The 22,844-nt window shown below is 74.7% G+C and carries 17 protein-coding genes; 8 read left to right on the top strand and 9 right to left on the bottom strand.

Features of this window, described 5'->3' with window-relative positions; genetic code table 11:
• Window positions 1-29 precede the first annotated feature (29 nt).
• The 4 genes from DS079_RS01295 to DS079_RS01275 all read left to right on the top strand — a co-directional run bounded on the left by DS079_RS01295 (window position 30) and on the right by DS079_RS01275 (window position 4,195).
• Window positions 30-1,790 (top strand): FAD/NAD(P)-binding protein, encoded by a 1,761-nt coding sequence (locus DS079_RS01295; RefSeq protein WP_126984499.1) that lies wholly within the window; start codon window positions 30-32, stop codon window positions 1,788-1,790.
• 31 nt (window positions 1,791-1,821) lie between these two features.
• Window positions 1,822-2,928, top strand: coding sequence for a succinyl-diaminopimelate desuccinylase (dapE, locus tag DS079_RS01290; protein WP_164736061.1), 1,107 nt, complete (start codon window positions 1,822-1,824; stop codon window positions 2,926-2,928).
• Between the two features lie 47 nt (window positions 2,929-2,975).
• Entirely contained in the window at window positions 2,976-3,779 is an 804-nt protein-coding gene (locus DS079_RS01285) for an LOG family protein (protein WP_010551466.1), read from the top strand.
• Between the two features lie 248 nt (window positions 3,780-4,027).
• Window positions 4,028-4,195 (top strand): DUF3117 domain-containing protein, encoded by a 168-nt coding sequence (locus DS079_RS01275; RefSeq protein ID WP_010551467.1) that lies wholly within the window; start codon window positions 4,028-4,030, stop codon window positions 4,193-4,195.
• A 72-nt stretch (window positions 4,196-4,267) separates the two neighbouring features.
• Here the strand turns inward: DS079_RS01275 and DS079_RS01270 are convergent, their stop codons facing one another.
• Window positions 4,268-4,930: an O-methyltransferase gene (locus DS079_RS01270; RefSeq protein WP_070499577.1), complete on the bottom strand. Its 663-nt coding sequence runs from the start codon at window positions 4,928-4,930 to the stop codon at window positions 4,268-4,270.
• Between the two features lie 143 nt (window positions 4,931-5,073).
• Here DS079_RS01270 and DS079_RS01265 point away from each other — a divergent pair, with 143 nt between their 5' ends.
• Window positions 5,074-5,487: a twin-arginine translocase TatA/TatE family subunit gene (locus tag DS079_RS01265; protein ID WP_010551469.1), complete on the top strand. Its 414-nt coding sequence runs from the start codon at window positions 5,074-5,076 to the stop codon at window positions 5,485-5,487.
• A 100-nt stretch (window positions 5,488-5,587) separates the two neighbouring features.
• Here DS079_RS01265 and DS079_RS01260 read toward each other — a convergent pair whose 3' ends face one another.
• The 4 genes from DS079_RS01260 to DS079_RS01245 are packed head-to-tail and all read right to left on the bottom strand — an operon-like array spanning window position 5,588 to window position 10,231.
• Window positions 5,588-6,757 (bottom strand): P-loop NTPase, encoded by a 1,170-nt coding sequence (locus tag DS079_RS01260; RefSeq protein ID WP_126984497.1) that lies wholly within the window; start codon window positions 6,755-6,757, stop codon window positions 5,588-5,590.
• Window positions 6,754-7,356 carry a DUF1003 domain-containing protein gene (locus DS079_RS01255; RefSeq protein WP_062949354.1) on the bottom strand — a complete coding sequence of 201 codons (603 nt, stop codon included), beginning with the start codon at window positions 7,354-7,356 and terminating at the stop codon, window positions 6,754-6,756. The genes DS079_RS01260 and DS079_RS01255 overlap by 4 nt, the downstream gene beginning before the upstream one ends.
• Before the next feature lie 2 nt (window positions 7,357-7,358).
• Window positions 7,359-8,690 carry a magnesium transporter MgtE N-terminal domain-containing protein gene (locus DS079_RS01250; RefSeq protein WP_164736060.1) on the bottom strand — a complete coding sequence of 444 codons (1,332 nt, stop codon included), beginning with the start codon at window positions 8,688-8,690 and terminating at the stop codon, window positions 7,359-7,361.
• Window positions 8,687-10,231, bottom strand: a complete 1,545-nt coding sequence (locus tag DS079_RS01245) for an aminopeptidase P family protein (RefSeq protein WP_126984496.1) — start codon at window positions 10,229-10,231, stop codon at window positions 8,687-8,689. Before DS079_RS01245 ends, DS079_RS01250 begins: the two co-directional genes overlap by 4 nt.
• Window positions 10,232-10,268: 37 nt before the next feature.
• Between DS079_RS01245 and DS079_RS01240 the strand changes: the two genes are divergently transcribed.
• Window positions 10,269-11,153 carry a PHP domain-containing protein gene (locus DS079_RS01240; RefSeq protein WP_126984495.1) on the top strand — a complete coding sequence of 295 codons (885 nt, stop codon included), beginning with the start codon at window positions 10,269-10,271 and terminating at the stop codon, window positions 11,151-11,153.
• Window positions 11,154-11,318: 165 nt separating this feature from the next.
• Here DS079_RS01240 and DS079_RS01235 read toward each other — a convergent pair whose 3' ends face one another.
• The 4 genes from DS079_RS01235 to DS079_RS01220 form a co-directional block, all read right to left on the bottom strand.
• A complete protein-coding gene (locus DS079_RS01235; RefSeq protein ID WP_126984494.1) occupies window positions 11,319-13,118 on the bottom strand; it encodes a DEAD/DEAH box helicase in 1,800 nt (599 codons plus the stop codon).
• Window positions 13,119-13,192: 74 nt separating this feature from the next.
• A complete protein-coding gene (locus DS079_RS01230) occupies window positions 13,193-14,971 on the bottom strand; it encodes a metallophosphoesterase family protein (protein ID WP_164736059.1) in 1,779 nt (592 codons plus the stop codon).
• A gap of 4 nt (window positions 14,972-14,975) precedes the next feature.
• Window positions 14,976-15,245, bottom strand: a complete 270-nt coding sequence (locus DS079_RS01225) for a DUF3107 domain-containing protein (RefSeq protein ID WP_434176803.1) — start codon at window positions 15,243-15,245, stop codon at window positions 14,976-14,978.
• An 86-nt stretch (window positions 15,246-15,331) separates the two neighbouring features.
• Window positions 15,332-15,997, bottom strand: coding sequence for a TetR/AcrR family transcriptional regulator (locus tag DS079_RS01220; protein WP_126984493.1), 666 nt, complete (start codon window positions 15,995-15,997; stop codon window positions 15,332-15,334).
• A 116-nt stretch (window positions 15,998-16,113) separates the two neighbouring features.
• Here DS079_RS01220 and DS079_RS01215 point away from each other — a divergent pair, with 116 nt between their 5' ends.
• Window positions 16,114-19,383, top strand: coding sequence for a UrvD/REP family ATP-dependent DNA helicase (locus DS079_RS01215; RefSeq protein WP_126984492.1), 3,270 nt, complete (start codon window positions 16,114-16,116; stop codon window positions 19,381-19,383).
• A complete protein-coding gene (locus DS079_RS01210; protein WP_126984491.1) occupies window positions 19,380-22,841 on the top strand; it encodes an ATP-dependent helicase in 3,462 nt (1,153 codons plus the stop codon). The genes DS079_RS01215 and DS079_RS01210 overlap by 4 nt, the downstream gene beginning before the upstream one ends.
• The last annotated feature ends 3 nt before the right edge of the window (window positions 22,842-22,844 follow it).

Genomic DNA, 22,844 nt, shown 5'->3' with positions numbered 1-22,844 from the left:
GGCTCCGCGCCGCGCCGCATACTGGGGGGATGACCCACGCCGCCGACCCCGTCCGCACCGTCGTCGTCATCGGGGCGGGCCCCCGGGGCACCGCGATCGTGGAGCGGCTGGTCGCGGCGTCGACCACGGAGGCGTGGCAGGGGCCGCTGACCGTGCACCTGGTCGACCCGCAGGTCGGGCGCGGCGGGGCCGTGTGGCGCCATGACCAGCCCGAGGTGCTGCTCATGAACACCACCACCTGCCAGACCACCCTGTACCCGGACGAGTCCTGCCATCCGCTGCTGCCCGTCCCGCACCACGAGAGCCTGGCAGACCACCTGGCAGCGGAGGGGCTCGGTCCCTCCGACTTCGCCTCCCGCGCCGCGCACGGCCGCTATCTCGCGCACGTGCTCGAGACCGCGCTCGCCGATGCGGACCCCGAGCGGCTGCGGATCGTGCTGCACCCCGCCGAGGCCGTGGACGTCACCGGCCCGGCCGACGGGCCCCAGCGGATCCGCCTCTCGGACGGGCGCGTGCTGCGCGCCGACGCGGTCGCGCTCGCGCTCGGCCACCTGCCCACCGCGCTCGGCCCCCGCTCCCAGCAGCTCGCCGACGCCGCCGAGCGGCACGGCCTGGTCCACCTCGGCCCCGCGAACCCGCTCGAGGTCGACTACGCCGCCCTGCTCGGCCGCGAGGCGGTCGCCGTGCAGGGGATGGGCCTGAACTTCTACGACGCGATCGGGATGCTCACCGCCGCCGCCGGCGGACGCTTCGAGGAGGCCCCGGAGACCGAGGCGGGACTGCGCTACGTGCCCGGCGGCGCCGAGCCCGTGCTCGTGATCGGCTCCCGCTCCGGCATGGTCTACCGCCCCAAGCCCGACCTGCCGCAGGAGCAGCTGAGCCCCTACCCGCTGCAGGTCCTCACCAGCGAGCGCGTCCTCGAGCTCGCGGTGCGCTCGGCCGGCGTGGACCACGAGGGGGAGGTGATGCCGCTGATGCTCGCCGAGCTGCGCCGCGCCCTGCGCGGGGCCGGGCACGCCGAACTCGCGAGCGACGAGGCGCTGATCCACCTGCTGTTCCCCTTCGGCCGCCGAGGCGGGGACAGCGCCGACGCCCACCGCCGCACCCGCGAGGTGCTCGCCTCCGCGCTCGCCGCCGCGACCGCGCCCGATCCCGCATGGGTGCTCGTCCACCGAGTGCTCATCGCGCTGCGGATGCAGGTCAACCGCCTCATCGACCTCGGCGCGTACACCACCGAGTCGGTGCGCCGCGACATCGACGGCCACCTCCGCAACGCCTTCGCCTCCTGGGCCTCGGGCCCGCCCGTGCTGCGCGCTCGGCAGGTGCTCGCGCTCGAGGCGGCGGGGCTGGTGCGCTTCATCGGCCCGCGCATGCACCTGGACATCGACGAGGAGGCGGGTCGCTTCGCGGTGCGCGGCGGGGACGGGTCCGTGACCCTGTGCGACGGAGTGCTCGAGGCGCATCTGCCGCCCGTGGACCTGCCCGCCTACCGCTCCGCCCTGCTCGGCGCCTGGCGCGAGCGCGGCGAGGCGCAGAAGGACCACTGGGCCTCCCGCGGCTCCCGCCGCCGCATGCTCACCGGCTCGATCGCGGTCGACGGGCTCTACGCCCCGATCGGCACCGACGACACCGTCTACGAGCGGCGCCTGCTCGTGGGGGTCCCCGTCTCCACCGCCCAGCCGGGCTCCGCGATCACCGCCGAGCCGGGCACCTCCCCGCAGCTGCTGCGCCATGCCGAGGCGGTCGCGGTGCGCCTCGCCCGCGCCGGGGGAGCGCTCGCCGCGGAATGAGCCGCCATCCGGGCGTGGCACGATGTCGCACATGAGCACGCGCACCGCCCCCGCCCTGGACCCGTCGGCCGACATCGTCGACCTCACCGCCGCGATCGTCGACATCGAGTCGGTCTCCGGGAACGAGCAGGCGCTCGCCGACGCCGTCGAGCAGGCGCTGCGCACGCACGCCCCGCACCTCGAGGTGCTGCGCGACGGGGACACCGTCATCGCCCGCACCCATCACGGCCGGGACCGGCGCGTGCTGCTGGCCGGCCATCTCGACACCGTCCCGGTCGCCGCGAACCTCCCCTCCTCGAGGCGTCTCCGCGAGGGCCGCGAGGAGCTCGTCGGCCGCGGCAGCTGCGACATGAAGGGCGGCGTCGCAGTGATGCTGAAGCTCGCCGTCGAGGCGGCCGACGCGCCGATGGACCTCACCTGGCTGTTCTACGACCACGAGGAGGTCGCCGCGGCCGACAACTCCCTCACCCGCCTCGCCGCCGAGCACCCCGAACTCCTCGAGGCCGACTTCGCGATCCTCGGGGAGCCCACCTCCGCCGGGGTCGAGGGCGGCTGCAAGGGCACCATGAAGCTCGAGGTCACCGCCCGCGGCGTCGCCGCGCACTCCGCCCGCGACTGGGTGGGCGAGAATGCGATCCACCACCTCGCCCCCGTGCTCGAGCGGCTCGCCGCCTATGAGGCGCGCCGCGCGGTGATCGACGGGCTCGAGTACCGCGAGTGCCTCAACGCCGTCGCGATCACCGGCGGGATCGCCGGGAACGTCATCCCCGACCGGGCGAGCGCCACCCTGAACTACCGCTTCGCCCCGGACACCAGCGTCGAGCAGGCCGAGGCGCATGTGCGCGAGGTTCTCGCGGGCCTGGACCTCGAGATCGAGGTGACCGACTCGGCGCCCGGCGCGCTGCCGGGCCTGGACACCGCCGCCGCCCGCGACTTCCTCGCCGCGCTCGGGGGAGAGGTCCCCCTGGCCGCGAAGCAGGGCTGGACCGACGTCTCCCGCTTCTCGGCCCTCGGCACCCCGGCGGTGAACTTCGGGCCCGGCGACCCGCTGCTGGCCCACACCGACGACGAGCACGTCCCGGTCGACGACCTCAACCGCGCGCTCGAGGGACTGCGGCGGTACCTGCTGGGGGCCTGAGCCCGGGCGGTCCCGCGCGCAGGGGCCCGGGCCGTTACGATCGCGCCATGACACCGGAGGAACGAGAGCACCACCGCAAGGGCCCCGTCACGCTGCGCGGCGCCCAGCGGCCCGACCGCACCACCGACCAGCGTCTGCTCGAGGAGTCCGCCTCGGGAGCCTGGGTGCACTCCGATCCGTGGCGGGTGCTGCGGATCCAGTCGGAGTTCGTCGAGGGCTTCGGGGCGCTGTCCGAGCTGGGCCCGGCGATCTCGATCTTCGGCTCCGCACGCCTCGGCGAGGGACACCCCGATTACGAGTGCGCGCGGCGGATCGGGGCGGGCATCGCCGAGCGCGGCTACGCCGTGATCACCGGCGGCGGCCCCGGCATCATGGAGGCCGGCAACCGCGGCGCTCAGGAGGCGGGCGGCGTCTCCGTCGGCCTCGGCATCGAGCTGCCGCACGAGCAGGGGCTGAACCCCTACGTCGACCTCGGCGTCGACTTCCGCTACTTCTTCGCGCGCAAGACGATGTTCGTGAAGTACTCCAGCGGCTTCGTGGTGATGCCCGGCGGCTTCGGCACCTTCGACGAGCTGTTCGAGGCGCTGTGCCTGATGCAGACCCACAAGATCGACATGTTCCCCGTGATCCTGGTGGGCCGCGACTACTGGCAGGGCCTGCTGGACTGGGTGAGCTCGGCGGTCGTGGACCGCGGGATGATCAGCCTGGCCGACCTGGACCTCGTGCGCGTGGTGGACACCGCCGAGGAGGCCCTGGCCGCGCTCGGCGAGGCGATCCGCGGCGACGACGAGGGGCCGGCGGCGGGGGAGCACCGCACCTCCGCGGAGGACGAGGTCGTGGACGCCTCGTGACCGCCGTCGGCCCGATGGTGCTGCTCCTGCTGCTGGTGGCGCTCGTGGTCGCGGTGCTCATGGTGGGTGTGGCGACGGGCCGCCTGGGCGGCGGGATCGGGCTTCCGCAGAGGCCTCGTCGGACGACTCGTCGGACGCGACGTGCGAGCACTCCCGAAGACCTGAGATAATGGCCACCGTACGCGCGCTGCCAGAGGCCCCGTCCGGGGGAGCGACTCAGGGGCAGCGACACATCTAGGAGGCACGCCATGGCTGCTATGAAGCCGCGCACCGGTGACGGTCCGCTCGAGGTCGTGGAGGAGGGGCGCAGCATCATCATGCGGGTCCCGCTCGAGGGGGGCGGCCGTCTGGTCGTCGAGATCGCCGCATCGGAAGCCGTGGAGCTGCGGGACGCCCTGGAGGGCGTGATCAAGTAAGCAGCTCGCCGCCGGCATCGGCCCCGCACCCGCTCGACGAGTGCGGGGCCGATGCTGTCGGAGCGCCGGCTCTCAGCCCCTGCGGGGGCGGTGCACCGCGGCGAGCACGCCGTCGCCGCTGCCGGTGAGCGCGGGGACGAGGTCCTCCGCCTCGGAGACCGCGCGGAGCAGGCCCCGCACCGCCCGGGTGGTGGCATCGCGCGCGGCCGGGTCCGCGACCCGGTCGTGGAAGAGGGCGTGGGGGATGACCAGCACGCCGCCCGGGCGCAGCAGGCGCCGGGCGTGCTCGAGCAGCTCCTCCGCGTGCGGGGCGTGGGCGGGGAAGGCGACCAGGTCGTAGGCGTGATCGGTGAGCCGGCCGACGACGTCGCGCGGCTGACCGGCGATGGTCCGCACGCGCGGCGTGCGGATCCGCGCCTCGGCGAACGCCTCGCGCGCCGCGCGCTGGTTCTCGACCTCGGGATCGATCGTGGTGAGCACCCCGTCGGGGTGCATACCGGCGAGCAGGTACAGGGAGCCGACGCCGCTGCCGGTGCCGATCTCGACCGCGGAGCGGGCCTGCACCGCCGCGGCGAGCAGCCGCATCAGCGCGCCCGCTCCCGGCAGCACGGGCGGCGCGCCGAGCTCGTTGCCGCGCTCGCGGGCGCGGGCCAGGACGCCGTCGTCGGCGAAGAGGTCCGCCTCGTCGACGAACTCCTCGCCGTGGGCCCAGGAGGCCACCTTTCCCGACGACATCTCCGCTTCCTCTCGCCGCATGCCTGTGAACGGGCCGATCCTACGACAGCCGCGCGGGCGACGCGCAGTCCGTGCGCCGTTCCCAGGGGGCGCGATGCAATAATGGGCCCGCAGCAGCGGACCTCGAGACGTTTAGGTGGACAATGGGCGGCACCGGCTTCATGGGCCTCGGCGGGTGGGAGATCGTCGTCCTGCTCATCGTGTTCCTCGTGATCGTGGGCCCGCAGCGGCTGCCCGAGGTCACCCGTTCGCTGGTCCAGTGGGTGCGCAAGGCGCGCCGCTGGGTGGACGACTCGCGCTCGACGGTCGAGGACGAGATGGGCATCGCCATCGAGGACCTCAAGAAGTACGACCCGCGCCAGTACGATCCGCGCCGCATCATCCGCGAGGCCTGGGGCGACACCGACATCGAGGAGCTGCTGCCCAGCAAGGAGGCCATGTCCGTGGCAGGCGGCGCGGCCGCGGCGGGCGCCGCGAAGGGCGCGAAGAAGCGCTCGGGCTCGGCCGCCAAGGACGAGGGCCCCAAGCGCGCACCCTTCGACGACGAGGCCACGTGAGCCACGCGCTCGCCGGCCGGCGCCGCTGAGCGTCCGGCCTCCACGTCGATGCCCGACGGCATGGTGGCGCGACGGAACCCGGCGTGATGCGTTGGACGGCTCAGTGCCGCGCGACCGACAGCGGCAGCTTCATCCCGCCCAGTCCCCGCGGGGACCGCGTCAGCGAGCGCGCCACGCCCGTGAGCGCCTGCGCTGTGGGGGAGTCGGGAGCGGAGACCACCAGCGGCATGCCCCGGTCCGCGCCCTCGCGCAGCGCCGGGTCCAGGCCCACACGGCCCAGCACCGGCACCTGCTCGCCGACGGCCTCGGCGAGCGTCGCGGCGACCCGGTCGCCGCCGCCGCTGCCGAAGACGTCCATCACGGAGCCGTCGGGCAGGGTCAGGCCCGCCATGTTCTCCACGACCCCGGCGATCTTCTGTTCGGTGGAGGCGGCGAGGGAGCCGACCCGCTCGGCGACGGAGGCGGCGGACTGCTGGGGCGTGGTCACCACGACCATCTTCGCGCCGGGCAGCAGCTGCGCGACCGAGATCGCGACGTCGCCGGTGCCGGGCGGGAGGTCCAGCAGCAGCACGTCGAGGTCGCCCCAGAACACGTCGGAGGCGAACTGCTCGATCGCGCGGTGCATCTTCGGGCCGCGCCACACCACGGCCTGCCCCTCGGGCACGAACATGCCGATGCTCATCACGGCCACGCCGTGCCCGACCGGCGGCATGAGCAGGTCGGAGACCTTCGTGGGCTGATCGGTGATCCCGAACATGCCCGGCATCGAGAAGCCGTGGATGTCCGCGTCGATCACGCCGACGCGCAGCCCGTCGGCCGCCATCGCGGCGGCGAGGTTCGCGGTGACGGTGGACTTGCCCACCCCGCCCTTGCCGGAGGAGATCGCGAAGATGCGGGTGAGGGAGCCTGGCTGGTTGAAGGGGATCTGGCGGCGCCCCTGGCGGAGCCGGTTCGTGAGCTCGCGGCGCTGCTCCTCGGTCATCGCGGAGGTGGTGACCTCGACGCGGGACAGGCCCGGCACGGTCGCGGTCGCCTCGGCGGTCTCGCGCTCGATCCGGTCCCGCATGGGGCAGCCCTCGATCGTGACGAGCACGTGCACGCGGGCGATGCCCTCGGCGTCCACGTCCACGGACCCGACCATGCCGAGCTCGGTGATGGGGCGATGGATCTCGGGGTCGATGACCCCGCTCAGCGCCTCATGGATGCGCTCCACGCGCTCATCGGAGGGGGCCTCGGTCGCGCCCTGGGCGGGCGTCTCCGGTGTCGTCACTGGGGGTCCTGCTCCTTCCCGGTGCGGCGCTCGAGCGCCGCCTCGACCTCCTCGCGCAGGATCGCGCGGAGGCTCTGGTCGTCCAGCGCGGGCGCCTCGGGGCGGTCCGTCTCCGGCCCGGCCTCCTCGAGCTCCTGGAGGAGGTCGCGCAGCTCGCCGCGCACGAAGTCGCGCGTGGCGACGTCGTTGAGGGCGAGGCGCAGCGAGGCGATCTCGCGCGTGATGAAGTCGGTGGTGGCGTGGTTGCGCTCGTTGGACTGGCGGTCCTGCTCGGCCTGGACGCGGTCGCGGTCGTCCTGCCGGTTCTGCGCGAGCAGCAGCAGGGGAGCGGCGTAGGAGGCCTGCAGCGAGAGGATCAGGGTGAGCAGGGTGAAGTTCAGGGCGCGCGGGTCGAACTGCGCGGACTCCGGGGCGAGCGAGTTCCAGGTCAGCCACACCGCGCAGAAAAGGGTCATGCCCACCAGGAAGGCGGGCGTGCCCATCATGCGCGCGAAGCCCTCCGCACCGCGCCCGAAGGCGTCGCCGCGCAGGGGGTTGCGCAGGCGGCCGCGACGACGGGGCGCCGGGTCGTCGAGAGGGTCGACGTTCTTCTCCGCCATCCTCAGCCCTCCTCGCCGCTGTCGCGCGCGGTGGCCCGCGCGATCTCGGACAGGTCGATCTGCCCGGTCGTCGCGGGGGGCTCGTCGTCCTGCTCGCTCCAGTCGTCGGGCAGCACGTGGTCGAGCACGTCGTCGACGGTGACCGCGCCGAGCAGGCGTCCGTCGTCGTCGACCACCGGGATGGAGACGAGGTTGTAGGTCGCCATCTCACGGGTCACGGTCGACAGCGGCACCGTCGGGGAGACGGCGACCCGGTCCTGGTCGATGATCTCGCCGACGGGACGGTCGGGCCGCTCCCGCAGCAGCTGCTGGAAGTGCACGATCCCGAGCAGGCGGCCGGTCGGGGTCTCGAGCGGGGAGCGGCACACGTGCACGGTCGAGGCGAGCGCGGCGTGGATCGCCTCGCGGCTGATCATCGCCAGGCAGTGCGCCACCGGGGTCTCGGGCGAGACGATCAGCGGCTCGGTCGTCATCATGCCGCCGGCGGTGTACTCGTCGTACGCCATCAGGCGGCGCACGTCCTCCGCCTCCTCGGGCTCCATCAGGTTCAGCAGCTGGGAGGCGACCGCATCGGGCAGCTCCTGGACGAGGTCCGCCGCGTCGTCGGGGTCCATCACGTCCAGCACGTCGGCGGCGCGCTTGGCGTCCAGGCCCGTGACGACCTCGACGCGGATGTCCTCGGGCAGCTCCTCGAGCACGTCGGCGAGCCGCTCGTCGGCCAGCTCCCCGGCCAGCTCGATCCGGCGCTTGGCCTCCAGCTCCTGGATGATCTCGGCGAGGTCGGCGGGGTTGAGGTCCTGGTAGGAGGCGGCGAGCAGGTGGGCGGACTGCTCCGCCTGCGTGCCGAACAGGCCCGTCACCTCGCGCAGGTCGACGGTGAGCGTCTCGCCGCGCGAGACCAGCCGGCCCAGCGACCCGCCCGCGCGGCGCCGGCGCACATGCAGGCGCGAGATCGTCCAGTCGCGGTGGCGGTCCTGGTCCAGGGCGATGTCCAGCACGGTCGCCTCGCCGGAACCGTCGGAGAGGGTCACCACCCGGTCCAGCAGGTCGCCGAGCACCAGCAGCTCGCCGGTGCGCTTCTCGAAGCGGCGCACGTTCAGCACCCCGGTCGAGATCACCTGGCCGGGGGAGATGGAGGTGACCCGGGTGATCGGCAGGAACACGCGCCGCTTCGCCGCGACCTCGACCACGAACCCGACGGCGCGGGCGCTGCTGCGGGTCTGCGGCACCACCACCACGTCGCGGACCGTCGCCACCGCGTCCCCGATCGGGTCGAAGACGGAGGTGCCGACGAGCCTCGCCGCGTAGAAGCGGGGCGCCGCGGAGGTGCTCACGAGCGCAGCTCGGCGATCCAGGCCTCGACGTCCTCGGCACGTCGGGGCGCTCCGGCGGAGAGGTTCTCGACCCCGTCCTGGGTGACGAGGACGTCGTCCTCGATGCGCACGCCGATCCCGCGCAGCTCCTCGGGGACCAGCAGGTCGTTCTCCTTGAAGTACAGGCCGGGCTCGATCGTGAAGACCATCCCGGGCACCAGCTCCGCGTCGAGGTACATCTCGCGGCGGGCCTGGGCGCAGTCGTGCACATCCATGCCGAGGTGGTGACTGGTGCCGTGCGGCATCCAGCGCCGGTGCCACTGGCCCTCGGGGGCGAGGGACTCCTCGGCGGTGCCGGGCAGCAGGCCCCACTCCTCGAGGCGGGCGGCGAGGACCTTCATCGCGGCGGTGTGCAGCTCGCGGAAGCGCAGGCCGGGGCGCGCGACTGCGAAGGCGGCGTCGGCGGCCTCGAGCACCGCGTCGTAGACCTTGCGCTGCATGGGCGAGAAGGTGCCCGAGACGGGGAGGGTGCGGGTGACGTCGGCGGTGTAGAGCGAGTCGATCTCGACGCCCGCGTCGACGAGCACCAGCTCATCGGGGTGGACGGCGCCGTCGTTGCGGGTCCAGTGCAGGGTGCAGGCGTGGTCGCCGGCGGCGGCGATCGTGTCGTAGCCGACGCCGTTGCCGTCGGCGCGGGCGGTGGCCGCGAAGACGCCCTCGATGACCCGCTCGCCGCGGGGATGGCCGACGGCCTGGGGGAGGTTGCGGATGACGTCCTCGAAGCCGCGCAGCGTCGCCTCGACGGCCAGGCGCATCTGGCGCACCTCGTACTCGTCCTTGACCAGCCGGGCCTCGCTGGCCGCCTCGCGCAGGGCGGCGTTCTCGGCGGCGGCCTCGTCCCCGCCGGGCAGGCCGTTCTGGGAGCGGATCTCCTGGACCATCGCCTCGATCGACGCGTCGACCTCGGGCACGATCGACAGCGACAGCTGGGCGCCCACGTCCTTGGCGAGGTGGTCGCGCAGCTCGTCGATGTGGCGCACCTCGATCCCGAGCCGCTGGGAGGCCTCCGCGACGGTGGGGCGGCGGCCCACCCACATCTCGCCGTAGCGGGAGTCGGCGTAGAACTCGCTGGAGTCGAAGCCGGCGCGGGGCCGGAAGAAGTAGGTCGCGACGGAGACCGTCGGGTCCTCCGCCGACGGCTCGACGACGAGCACGCTGTCGGGCTCCTCGTCGGTGCCGAGCCCCGAGTAGTACGCGAAAGCGGTGTCGGGGCGGAAGGGGTAGTCGGTGTCGTTCGAGCGCACCTTCAGCACGCCGGCAGGCAGCACCAGCCGCGTCCCCGGCAGGCGGCGCACCAGCGCGTCTCGACGCTCCGGCGTGAAGTCCGCGGACTCGCGCCGCTCGGCGTCCGGCACCGTCTCGTCCCAGCCGGAGGCGATGAACTCGCGGAACGCCGCGTTGTCGGGGCGCTGCGAGCGGGAGTCTCCCCGGGAGGCGAGGTCCTTCATCCGGTCCCCGCTGGTGGTGGCGTCGGTGCTGGTGTCGGTGTTCTCGGTGCTCACCCCACGATGTTCTCACGCCTCGGTCTACCCTGGGCGCATGAGTGAGCGGTCCTACTCCGGCGCGAGGCAGCGCATCGATCTCCACGGGCACAGCACGTGCTCGGACGGGACGACCTCGGTGCCGGACCTCTTCGCGCAAGCCCAGGCGGTCGGGCTGGATGTGCTGGCCCTGACCGACCACGACACCGTCGAGGGCTGGCCGCAGCTGCCCGCCGCGGTCGCCGCCACCGGCGTCGCGGCGGTGCCCGGGATCGAGGTCTCCTCCGAGCACGGGCACCGCAGCGTGCACCTGCTGGCTCTGCTGGTGGACCCTTCCGAGGGCACGGCGCTGGCCGCCGAGATGGCGGAGGCGCGTTCCTCCCGCATCGAGCGGGCCCGGCGCATGGTCGAGCTGATCGGCCGCGACCACCCCCTCACCTGGGACGGCGTGCTCGCCCAGGTGGCGGGGGAGGAGACCGTGATCGGCCGGCCCCATATCGCCGACGCCCTGGTCGCGGCCGGGGTGGTGCCCGACCGGTCGGCGGCGTTCGCGGAGATCCTGCGCGGGTCCGGCCCCTACTACGTGCCCTACTACGCGCCCTCGCCGTTCGAGGCGGTCGCCGCGATCCGGGAGGCCGGCGGCGTCTCCGTGATCGCACATCCCGGCTCGGTCACCCGCGACGACGACCTGCCGGTCGAGCTGCTCGAGGAGCTCGTGGAGGCAGGGCTCGACGGCGTGGAGGTGCACCACCGCGAGCACGACGACGCGGAGCGGGAGCGGTTGCAGAGCTTCGCCGAGCGGCACGACCTGCTGGTCACCGGCGGCAGCGACTTCCACGGCACGGGCAAGCCGAACCTGCTCGCCGAGAACCTCACCGATCCTGCGGTGCTCGCGGAGATCGAGCGCCGCGCGACGAGCGGGACCCGCGTCATCAGGCCCTGAGTCTCCGCCCACGCTGCGGCCACGGTCCGGGTCTCTCGGCGCCGGAGCCGCTCGGCGCCGCCCCGCGCGGCGTGGACGGGGCGGCCCGGACAGGGCGGGCGCCGAAATGCCGACGGGCCCCGACACGATCGATCGTGTCGGGGCCCGTCGGTCAGGTCGGAGGGCTCAGCTTTCGGAGCCGCCGTTCGACGACCCGCCGCGGCTGCGGCCGCGGCCGCCGCGCGAGCGACGGCGACGGTTCGAGGAGCCGCCGGCGGACTCGGAGGAGCCGCCCTTGTCCTCGGGGCCGGTCGACGAGGACTCGGCACCGGTGCTCTGCTCGGCGACGACCTCGCCGTTCACGCGGCGGGTGCGGGAGCGCGAGCGGGTGCGGCGGGGCTTCTCGCCGTCCTGCTCGCCACGGGTGCGGCCGCCGCTCTCGGTGTCGGCCGTCTGCTCGCGGGACTCCTCGTCCCGGCCGCGGCGCTCGCCCCGGGAGCGGCCCTCGCCGCGCCCACGGCCCTCACCCCGACCGCCGTCGCGACCACCACGGCCGCCGTCACGGCCACCACGGCCCCCGCGATCGGAGTCACGGCCGCCGCGGCCGCCCTCGCGCGGGGCGCGACCGGAGGAGTCGGGACCGCCGAGGTCCTCGATCTCCTCCGCGTCCAGGCCCTGGCGGGTGCGCCTGTCCTTGGGCAGCGTGCCCTTGGCGTCGGTGGGGATGTCGAGGTCGGTGAAGAGGTGGTCGGAGGTCGAGTAGGTCTCCACCGCCTCGGTCGACTCCAGCCCCAGCTGCCGGGCGATGAGGGCCCAGCGCGCCAGGTCCTCCCAGTCCACGAAGGTGATCGCGGTGCCCTTCTTGCCCGCGCGGCCGGTGCGGCCGGTGCGGTGGAGGTAGGTCTTGTCGTCGTCGGGGCAGTTCCAGTTCACGACGTGGGTGACGTCGGTGACGTCGATGCCTCGGGCGGCGACGTCGGTCGCGACCAGCACGTCGATCTTGCCGTTGCGGAAGGCGCGCAGGGCCTGCTCGCGGGCTCCCTGGCCGAGGTCGCCGTGCAGGGGAGCGGCGGCGAAGCCGCGGTCGGCGAGGTCGCCGGCCACCCGGTCGGCCTGGCGCTTGGTGCGCATGAAGATGATCGACAGGCCACGGCGGCGGGCCTGCAGCACGCGGGCCATCACCTCGATCTTGTCGAGCTGGTGCGCGCGGTAGACGACCTGCTTGATGTCCGCCTTGGTGCGGGACTCGTCGCCGGGGTCGTGGGCGCGGATGTGGGTGGGCTGCTTCATGAACCGCCGTGCCAGCGCCATGATCGGTCCCGGCATCGTGGCGGAGAACAGCATCGTCTGACGGTTGCTGGGGACCGCCTGGAGCAGCTTCTCGATGTCCTCGAGGAAGCCGAGGTCGAGCATCTCGTCGGCCTCGTCGAGCACCGCGGTGCGCACCTGCGAGAGGTCGAGATGCTTCTGGCGCATCAGGTCGATGAGGCGGCCCGGCGTGCCGACGACCACCTCGACGCCCTTCTCGAGCGCCTCGATCTGCGGCTCGTAGGCGCGGCCGCCGTAGACGGTGAGGATGCGGATCGGACGCTTCGCCGAGGCGGTCTCGAGATCGTGGGCGACCTGGACCGCGAGCTCGCGGGTGGGCAGCACCACGAGGGCCTGCGGCTTTCCGATCGGGCGGTCGTCGGGGTTCGGCTCGCCGGGGGCGACGGAGCTCTGCAGCAGCGGGATGCCGAAGCCGAGGGTCTTGCCCGTGCCGGTCTTGGCCTGGCCGATGATGTCGCGGCCGCGGAGCGCGACCGGGAGGGTCAGCGCCTGGATCGGGAAGGGCGTGGTGATGCCCTTGGCGGCGAGGGCCTCGACGATGTCGGCGCGGACGTCGAAGTCGGCGAAGGTCTGCTGCGGGTCGGTGGTGCCGGAGCTCTGCTCGACGGCGGGGGAGGCCGACACGGCCTCATCGGTGTGCGGGATCGTTTCAGGCACCGTTCAACTCTCTGGTCATGGATGTGCACGGCCATGGTAGCCCTCGGGGCATCCTCACCGCGCGGGACTGCGGTCTACCCCTCGCCGCCGTCGCTCGCGCCCGGCGCGGGGCTCACGGGATCGGTGGGGGTGACGCGGTCCTCGTCCGGCAGGCCTTCGCCGGGGGAGACTTCCTGCTCCGGCGGGACGGTGCCGTCGGGGGTCTCGGCGCCCTCGGGCACCTCGAGCTCGGTCTCCTCCTGCGGCATCTGGGAGCGGTGGATCGAGACGGAGACCAGGCCCAGCCCGCCCATGGTGATGTCGTCGTAGGCGACGAGGCGGCCGGTCTCGCGGTCGAAGTAGAGCATCCGCGCGGTGAGGTCCAGCGGGTCATCGCCCTGAAGCACCGGGGCGACGCCTCCGGAGGCGAGGGCGCCGCCGGTGGAGCCGGCCGTGAGCCAGTCGGTCCCGGAGCCCTCGCGGTCGCGCTCGACCTTCGAGGTGTGCATGTGCCCGGAGAGCACCAGCGGGGCACGGCCCAGCAGTCCCTCGGGCTGGGTCGGGTCGTGCAGCAGCGCCAGGTCGACGGGGTCCTCGGGATGGGCCTCGTCGTGCGCCTCGATCGTGTCGCCGAGCTGGAAGGCGCTGGCGGCGACCGCGTCCTTGCCCTCCTGCCAGCCGCTGCCGATGTCGGAGTCGTCGTCGGCCGCGAAGCGGGGGTCGCCGATCCCGGCTATCGTCAGGCCCGCCACCTCGACGACCTCGTTGTCGACCACGGTGGCGTTCGGTTGCTCCTCGATGGTGGCTGCGGCCGCGGCGCCGTCGTGGTTGCCGCTGATGTACACGTAGGGGACGTCCAGCGTGCCGATCCGGTGCAGCAGCTCGTTCTCGACCGGGGTGCCCCAGGAGACGATGTCGCCGGTGTCGATCACGGCGTCGATCGCGAACTGCGTGTGCAGCTGCTCGATCACGTCGTAGGCCTGCGGGTTGTCGTGGATGTCGGAGACGTGCAGCACCGTGACCAGGTTCTCCTGGTCCAGGCCCACGGGCAGGCTGTCCGCCGCGATGTACAGCGCCGAGACCTGCCCCACGAACTCCGCGAGGGTGTCGCGATAGCTCGCGTAGTCCTGTGCGGTCGCCTCGCCGAGGTCCGCGATGTACGCGGCCTGGGAGAGCAGCCCCTCGAAGCGGGGCTGGGTCAGGGCCGCGGGGGAGAAGGTCACCGCGGTCGCGCCGACGGAGACGCCGACCAGCGCGACGGCGCTGCCGCCCGCGACCAGCGAGCGGCGCACCCGGCGGAAGGTGAGGCCGACGGCGAGGCCAGCGCCGACGGCGGCGAACAGGGCGTTCATCGCGGCGTTCCGGGCGGCCGCCGCGGTGATCTGCTCCGGGGCGGTGCTCTGCAGCTCGGCGAAGCCGGTGTCGGAGTAGAAGAGCGCCTCGGCCTTCTCGACGTCGACGCCCTTGACCCGGGCCTCGATCGACACCGGCGCGGTGTGGGTGTCGAAGGAGACCTCGCCGATCGGCGGCAGCAGCAGCACCGTGTCCGAGGAGAGGGAGGGGCGCACGTGCACCGAGGCGGTCAGCGGGCCGACCTCGACCTTCGAGTCCGGCACCAGCTGCAGTCCGAGGATCGCACCGAGCACCGCGACCACGGCGGTGGCGGTCACCTGCAGCGCCCGGGCACGGCGACGGCGCCGACGGCGGGCTCTCGCCTCGTCCGTCGGCGCCGACTGCGCGGGGTGCTCGTCCTCGCGGTCCTGCGCGGACCCGTCGGTCCCGGTGGGGCCGGCGTCGTCCGGGGACCCGGTCCCTCCCGCTGCTGCCGCTCCCGCGGCGTCGTCCGCGGGGTCCGGCTCCTCGGGGGTGGTCAATTCCTCAGCCGAGGAAGCCGACGCGGCGGGGCTCCTCGGTGGAGACCTCGGCGTAGGCGAGCTTCGCGCCGGGGATCAGGACCTTCTTGCCCTTGTCGTCCACCAGGGTGACCGGGCTGCCGTCGGCGACCGCGGCGCCCAGGCGCTCGAGCACCGCCTCGGCGTTCTCGTCGGACTCGATCACGAGCTCGCGGGGGGAGTGCTGGATGCCGATGCGGATCTCCATGACCTGACCTTCCCTCCGCTCACGGGCGGAGACGGGAGTGCTGTTCACGGCGAGTCTACGTGGACCCCGGGGCGCTCCGGCGCGCGTACGCCGCGGGCGGAACCGCGTCCCGTCCGCCAGGGGCGAGCCCGTGCTCAGGAGCGGGAGGCGCCCTGCTCGGGCGCCGGGTCGTCGGCGTCCGCCCGCCCGGCGCCGGTCTGCTCCACCGGCGTGAAGCCCGTCAGGCCGTTGACCACCACGGCGGTCACGGTGCTGAGGATCTCGTCGCGCTCCTCGTCGTCGGCGGCGGCGTCGTGGAGCTGCTGGGCGGTGGTCTGGGCGATGCCGATCAGGCCCCGGCCGAGGATCCTCGCCTGGCCGGTGCTCAGCGCGCGATAGGAGGTCAGCACCCCCGCCAGCTCGATCGACATCTCGTCGAGGATCCGGGTGACCCGCTCCTTGACCTCGTCCGAGACGATCTCGTGACCGGTGAACAGGCGCAGCGAGTTCTTCAGCGCCATGAGCTCGTAGAAGCGGCGCAGTCCGAGCCCGACCCGGTCCTCGGCGTCGCCGCCGCGCCCGGCCATGTCGCGGACCTCGACGAGCATCGCCTCGCCGATCACGTCCAGCACCTCGACGTAGAGGGTCTCCTTCGAGCGGAAGTGCTGGTAGAGGACGGGCTTGGTGACGCCGGCGGCGGTGGCGATGTCGTCCATCGAGGTGGCCTGGTAGCCCTTCTCGGTGAACACCTCGGTGGCCAGTCGCAGCAGCTGCGAGCGGCGTTGCTCGCGGGGCATCCGGGAGGTGGTGGGCGAGGACATGGGATCAGCCTCCGGAATCGGACATTAGGGACATCGGGTGATCCCGCACACTGTACCGCCGTCGGAGGCCTGCGCGGAGGATCCCGGACGTCAGGGCCATGGGGTCCAATGGTCCCATGCGACGCACCGGCACCATCACGGGGGAGGGCATCCGCCTGCTTGGACCCGATCTCGAGGCGCTTCCCGCGCTGCTGCCCGCCGCGCAGCTGGACTCGGGTCAGCGACGCGCCCTGGACGCCGTCACCGCCGGTCACCACGTGATCGTCCATGGCGGGCCCGGCAGCGGGCGCACCGCCCTCGCGCTCGCCGCGGCCGACGCCGCCGGGGAGGACGCTCTGCTGCTGGCCCCGCGCCGCCTCGCCGCCGGGCGCCTGCGCGACGCGCTCGCCGTCCACGGACAGGGCACCGCCCGCGCCATGACCCCGCCCGCCCTCGCCCATGCGATCGCCCGCGCCGACGCGCTGCGGCGAGGGCTGGGCGAGCCGACCCTGGTCACCGGCGCAGAGCAGGACACCCTGCTCGCCGAGCTGATCGCCGAGCGCTCCTCCTGGCACCTGGACGTCGACCCCGGCGCACGCACCCTGCCCGGCTTCCGCACCGAGCTGCGCGACCTGATCACCCGCGCCGGGGAGCTGGGGCTGGGGCCCGGGGCGCTCGAGGAGCTCGGCCGCGAGCACGACCGCCCCGCCTGGCGCGACGCCGCGGCGCTGCTGCGCGACTACCTCGGGGTGCTCGACCTCGAGGCCTCCGCCGCGCTCGACGCCGGCCCCCGCCTCGACTCCGGCGCGCTGGTGCGACGCGCCGCCGTGCTCCTGGCGGACCCGACCCTCCCCGCCCCCTTCCGCACCGTGGTGGTCGACGACGCCCAGGACCTCACCGCCGCCGGCATCGACCTCCTCGCCGCACTCGCCACGGCCGGGGCGAAGGTGCTGGTGACCAGCTGCCCCGATGCGGCGGTGGACACCTTCCGCGGCGCCCTGCCCGATGCCGCCGCCCGGCTGCGCGAGGCCCTGCCCGGCGTGCCGCTCGAGATCACGCTGGACGGCACGCACGGCGGCGAGGAGGGGCTCGTCGCCGTGGTCGACGCGCTGCGGGGCAGGCTCCCGCTCGCGGGCGCCCCGGCCGCGTCCCGTCGGCCCCGCGCCGAGCGACCGGGAGGGCTCGTGGCGCTGCGCGCCGCGGACCCGCTGGACGAGGCGCGGCTGATCGGCTCCGCCCTGCGCGACCTCCACCACCGCGAAGCCGTCGACTACGACGACATGGCTGTGGTGTGCCGCTCCGGCGCGGCCGTCGCCGACGTGGCCGACCTTCTCTCCCGCACCGGACTGCCCGTCCGGGTCCCGCGCCGCCCCCAGCCGCTGCGCGACGTCGCCGTGGTCGACGACCTGCTCACGGTCCTCGAGCTCGGCCTCGCCCCCGCCGGCACCCCGCTCGAGGCCCGCACCGCGACCGCGCTGCTGCGCGGCCCCTTCGGCGACGCCGACGACCTGCGCCTGCGCCGCATCCGCCGCCTGCTGCTGGCCGCCCATCGCGCGGAGGAGGCGAGCGCGGCAGGGGAGAGTTCGACGGGATCGGGAGCGTCGGAGGAGAGCGACCCCGAGGCGCCCGCGTCGGCCGAGCACCGCCCGAAGGACAGCACGGAAGATGCCCCCGCCCCGCCGGTCAGGAGCGAGGAGCTGCTCGCCCGCGCCCTGGTCGAGGACGAGGTGCCCGGCCTTCCCGCCGCGGACGCCCGCGACCGCGCCGCCGCCCCCGTGCACCGCCTGCGCGACATGATCCGCGCCGTCCGGGAGCACCGCGAGGACGGCGCCGAGCAGGTGCTCTGGCACGCCTGGGACGCCTCCGGCCTCGCCGGCGGCTGGCGCCGCGCCGCCCTCGGCGACGCCGGGGACGTGGACGGCGCCCGCGCCCGGATGGCCGCGGCGAGGCTGGACGCGCTGCTGGAGCTGTTCGCTGCCGCCGAGCGCCTCACCGAGCGCCGCCCCGGCGCCGGAGCCCTCGACCTCGTCGAGCAGATCCGCGCCCAGGCCGTCGTCGAGGACACCCTCGCCCCGGCCGCCGCCGCCCGTGGCCGGATCGACGTGCTCACCCCCGCCCAGCTCGCCGGCGAGCACCGCGACACCGTCGTGCTCGCCCGCCTCCAGGAGGGCGCCTGGCCGGACCTGCGCCTGCGTTCGACCCTCTTCGGCGCCGCGGACCTCTCCCTGCTCGCCGGCCCCCGCGCCGCCGACCCCGCCCCGGGCCCCGAGGCGCTGCGCGCCCTGCAGCGCGAGCAGGTCCTCGCCGACGAGCTGCGCCTGGCCGTCAGCGCCCTCGCCCGCGCCCGGACCCGCGTGCTGCTCACCGCGATCGAGGGCGAGCAGGAGGAGCCCTCCGCCCTCTTCGACGTGCTCGAGGACGCGGCGGGGGAGCCGTGGATCGACCCCGAGGTGCTGCGCCGCGACCCCGGCCCCGCGCCCGACGCGCGCCGCCTCGTCGCCGCGCTGCGCCGCCGCCTGCACGAGGAGGACCCCGTCCGCTCCCGCGACGCGGCCCTCGCCCTGGAGGCCCTGGGCCGCGCCGGCGCCCCCGGCACCGACCCCGGCCGCTGGTACCACCAGCAGCCCAGCTCCACCGCACCGCTGCACGGCCCGGACGACCCGATCACCCTCTCGCCCTCCGCTCTCGAGCGCGCCGTGGACTGCCCCCTGTCCTGGCTGATGGAGCGCGCCGGCGGCACCCGCGCGGGCGGCCCCGCCCAGCTGCTCGGCACCGCGATCCACCACCTCGCCCAGATCCACCCCCGCGGCGAGGTCGATCTCCTGGACGAGCTGCACACCCTGCTGCGCGGCATGCCCGGCACCGACACCTGGTCCGGCCGCCGCCGCGTGCGCCACGCCGAGGACGCCGCCCGCCTGCTCACCGAGCACCTCCGCGTCGCCGGCGAGCCCCTCGCCGTCGAGGCGCCCTTCGAGGTGGCGCTGGACCGCGTCCGCCTGCGCGGCAGCATCGACCGGATCGAGGGCGATGCGACCGGGCTGCGGGTCGTGGACCTCAAGACCGGCCGCACCGCGAAGTCCGCCGCGAAGGCCGAGGAGGACCTGCAGCTGGCCGCCTACCAGGCCGCCGTGCGCGAGGGGGCGCTCGCCGAGCAGCTCGGCGAGGACGCCCCCGAGCGGCTGAACGGCGCCCAGCTCGTCTACGTCGGCACCGGCGGGAAGAAGGCCGCGGTGCGCACCCAGACCGCGCTGCCCCGCGCCGAGCACCCCGAATGGTTCGACGAGCTCGTCCGCGACGTGGCCCGCGACGTCTCCGGCGAGCACGTCACCGCGCGTCGCAACGCCCACTGCGACCACTGCGCAGTGCGCGCGAGCTGCCCGCTCCAGCCCGAAGGAGAGCAGCTGTGACCACCGGCTCCGTCCACGTCCCCGCCCCCGGAGCTCCCGCCGCCCGGTACTCCGCCGCGCAGCTCGCGGCCCTGCTCGAGCAGCCCCCGCCCACCGCCGAGCAGACCTCCGTCATCGAGGCGCCGCTCGCGCCGATGCTGGTGGTCGCCGGCGCCGGCTCCGGGAAGACGGAGACCATGGCCTCCCGGGTGGTGTGGCTGATCGCCAACGGGATCGTCGAGCCGCGCCAGGTGCTGGGCCTGACCTTCACCCGCAAGGCCGCCCATGAGCTCGGCGAGCGGATCGGCGCCCGCCTCGCCACCCTCGCCGCGGCCCTCCGCGGGGCCGGGGAGGAGCTGCCGCCCGGCCTCGAGCGCGGCGGCGACGAGCTCGTCGGCCAGCGCCCCCTGGTCCACACCTACAACGGCTTCGCCCTGGACCTGGTGCGCGAGCACGCCCTCGCCGTCGGCATCGACCCGGACCTGACCATGATGTCCGCCTCCGCCTCCTGGCAGCTCGCCCACGAGATCGTCGAGGGCTGGGACGACTCCCTGGACCTCGAGGCCTCCCCGGCCACGCTCACCGCCGCCCTGCTCTCGCTGAGCTCCTCGCTCGCCGACCACCTCGTCACCCCCGAGCAGCTCGAGACGCATCTGCGCGAGATCCGCGACCACCTCTCCCAGATCCCGCTGCAGGTCGAGGGCAGGCGACGCACCACCCCGAAGGACGTCGCGAAGGTCATCGACCAGCTCGAGCAGCGCCTGGCCCTGATCCCGCTGCTGCGCCGCTTCGCCGAGATCCGCACCGCCGACTCCGCACTGGACTTCTCCGACCAGGTCTCCCTCGCCGCCCGCATCGCCCGCGAGGTCCCCGCCGCCGCGACCCTCGCCCGCCGCATGCACCGCGTGGTGCTGCTGGACGAGTTCCAGGACACCTCGGTCGCCCAGCTGCGCATGCTCACCGACCTCTTCGGCCCCGGCCACGCCGCCTGCGCCGTCGGCGACCCGCAGCAGGCGATCTACGGCTGGCGCGGCGCCTCGGCCGCCTCCCTCGCCGGCTTCGCCGACGCCTTCGCCACCGAGGAGCAGCCGGTCCTCCAGCGCACCCTGTCCACCTCCTGGCGCAACGACGAGGCCGTGCTCGCCGTCGCCAACCGCGTCGCCGCCCCGCTGCGCGCCGCCGGCGCCGGGATCGAGATCCCCGAGCTGCACCCCCGCCCCGGCGCGGGGGAGGGAGCCTGCGAGATCCTCGAGGCGGCCGACGAGCGGGCCGAGGCGAGGGCGATCGCGGACTGGATCCTCGCCCGTCGCGCCGAGGACGGACGCGACGCCGGGGACGGCGCCGGCCCCGCCGATGCCCCGCCCGCCTCCGCCGCGGTGCTCGTGCGCGCCCGCCGCCAGATCCCCGCCCTCGTCGCCGGGCTCGAGGACAGGGGGCTGCCCGCCCAGGTCGTCGGCCTCGGCGGTCTGCTGCACCGCCCCGAGGTCGCCGACGTGCGGGCCCTGCTCGAATGCGCCCACGACCCCGGCCGCGGCGACGCCCTGATGCGCCTGCTCACCGGGCCGCGGATCCGGCTCGGCGCCCGCGACCTCGCCGTCCTCGGCCGCTGGCGGGACCGGATGGGCTCCCGCCGACGGGCCGGCGCGGGCGAGGCCGGGGCCGTCGGCGCCCGGGACGAGGCCGAGGAGGTCTCCCTCGTCGACGCGGTCGACGACCTGCCGCCGGCGGACTGGACCGACCCCTCAGGCCGCGCCCTCACCCCCGTCGGCCGGGAGCGGCTGCTGCACCTCCAGCAGATGCTGCGCGAGATGCGGCGACTGCTCCCGCTGCCACTGCCGGACCTGGTCACCGCCGCGATCCGGGTGCTCGAGGTGGACCTCGCGCTGCTGGAGACCGCCCCGGGCACCGGTGCGCTCGCCGACCTCGAGGCGTTCCGCGACCATGCCGCCTCCTTCGAGCGCACCGCCCGCCGCGGCGGCCTCGGCGCCTATCTCGACCTGCTCGAGATCAGCGAGGACGAGGAGGCCGGACTCTCCGTCACCGCCGCGCCCGAGCAGGCCCACGACCCCGCCGCCGTGACCATCGTGACCATGCACTCCGCCAAGGGCCTGGAGTGGGACCTGGTCGCCGTCGCCGGGCTCACCGAGGGCTCCGTCCCCTCCTACGACCTGCGCCGCGCGAAGGCCGACGAGACCGGGCGGGTGCGCGTGCCCGGCGACGGCTGGCTCGGCAAGCTCGCCGGCGCCTCCGTCCCCACCGCCCTGCGCGGAGATGCGGACACGCTGCCCGAGCTCGCCTGGGCCGAGGCGGACACCCAGGTCGACGCCGAGGGGATCATCCAGGAGTACCGCTTCGCGCAGGGCGAGGAGGCGCTGGCCGAGGACCGGCGCCTGATGTACGTCGCCGTCACCCGCGCCAGGCGCCGCCTGCTGCTGACCTCCGCCGCCTGGCGCGAAGGGGTGCGCACCCCGCGGCCCCGCTCCCGCTATCTCACCGAGGCGGCGCCGCTGGTGCCCGAGGCGTTCCGCTCCGCGCAGGAGGTGCCGGAGGAGAACCCGCTGGAGTCCGAGCGGCCCACCGCCACCTGGCCGCCCGCTCCGGGTGAGGCCGAGCAGGCCCGCGCCCGCGCCGCCGCCCGCCTCGCCGAGGTCGCCGGCGAGACCGCCGCCGCGTCGACGGACCTGGCCACCGACGACCCGGCGCCCGGTGGCCCGCAGCCCGACCGGACGGACCCGCCCGGTCCCGCGTCGGCCGCAGGGATCGAGGCGCCCGCGCTTGCCGACCCGGAGCTCGAGGAGCTCGTGCGACGCGCTCTCGCCGACCTCGCCCAGCACGCCGCCGCGCCCGCCGTGCACTCCCCGCCGCGGCTCTCCGCCTCCCAGGTGGTGGCGCAGGCCCGCGACCCGCAGGCCGCCGCGATCGAGCTGCTGCGCCCGCTGCCGCGCCGCCCCTCACCGGCCGCGGTGCGCGGCACCGCCTTCCACGCCTGGCTCGAGACCCGGTTCGAGAGCGCGACGCTGCTGGACCTCGAGGATCTCGCCGATCTCGAGGACCCGGAGGAGGAGCGCGCCCTCGCCGACGCCCGCGCCCTGCGCGAGGCCTTCGAGGCCTCCGACTGGGCGCACCGCAGCCCGATCGCTGTCGAGCAGCCGGTCACCACCCGGATCGGCGAGATCGGCGTGCGCGGCGTGATCGACGCGGTCTTCGCCGAGCCCGAGGGCGGCGACGGCACGGCAGGTCCCGACGGCACCGGCGGAGTGATCATCGTGGACTGGAAGACGGGCCGCATGCCCCGCCCCGCCCAGCTGCGCGAGCGCTCCCTGCAGCTCTCGCTCTACCGCCTGGCCTGGCACGAGCGGACCGGTCTGCCGCTCCGAAACATCCGCACGGCCTTCCACTTCGTGGCCGACGGGATCACCCACGAGGTCACCGAGCATCCCTCCCGCGAACGGATCGCGGAGATGCTGTCGGGGGAGTGAAGC

Source organism: Brachybacterium paraconglomeratum, from assembly GCF_003994255.1.
Taxonomy (GTDB): domain Bacteria; phylum Actinomycetota; class Actinomycetes; order Actinomycetales; family Dermabacteraceae; genus Brachybacterium; species Brachybacterium conglomeratum.
This window is presented reverse-complemented; position numbering and strand designations above follow the sequence as displayed.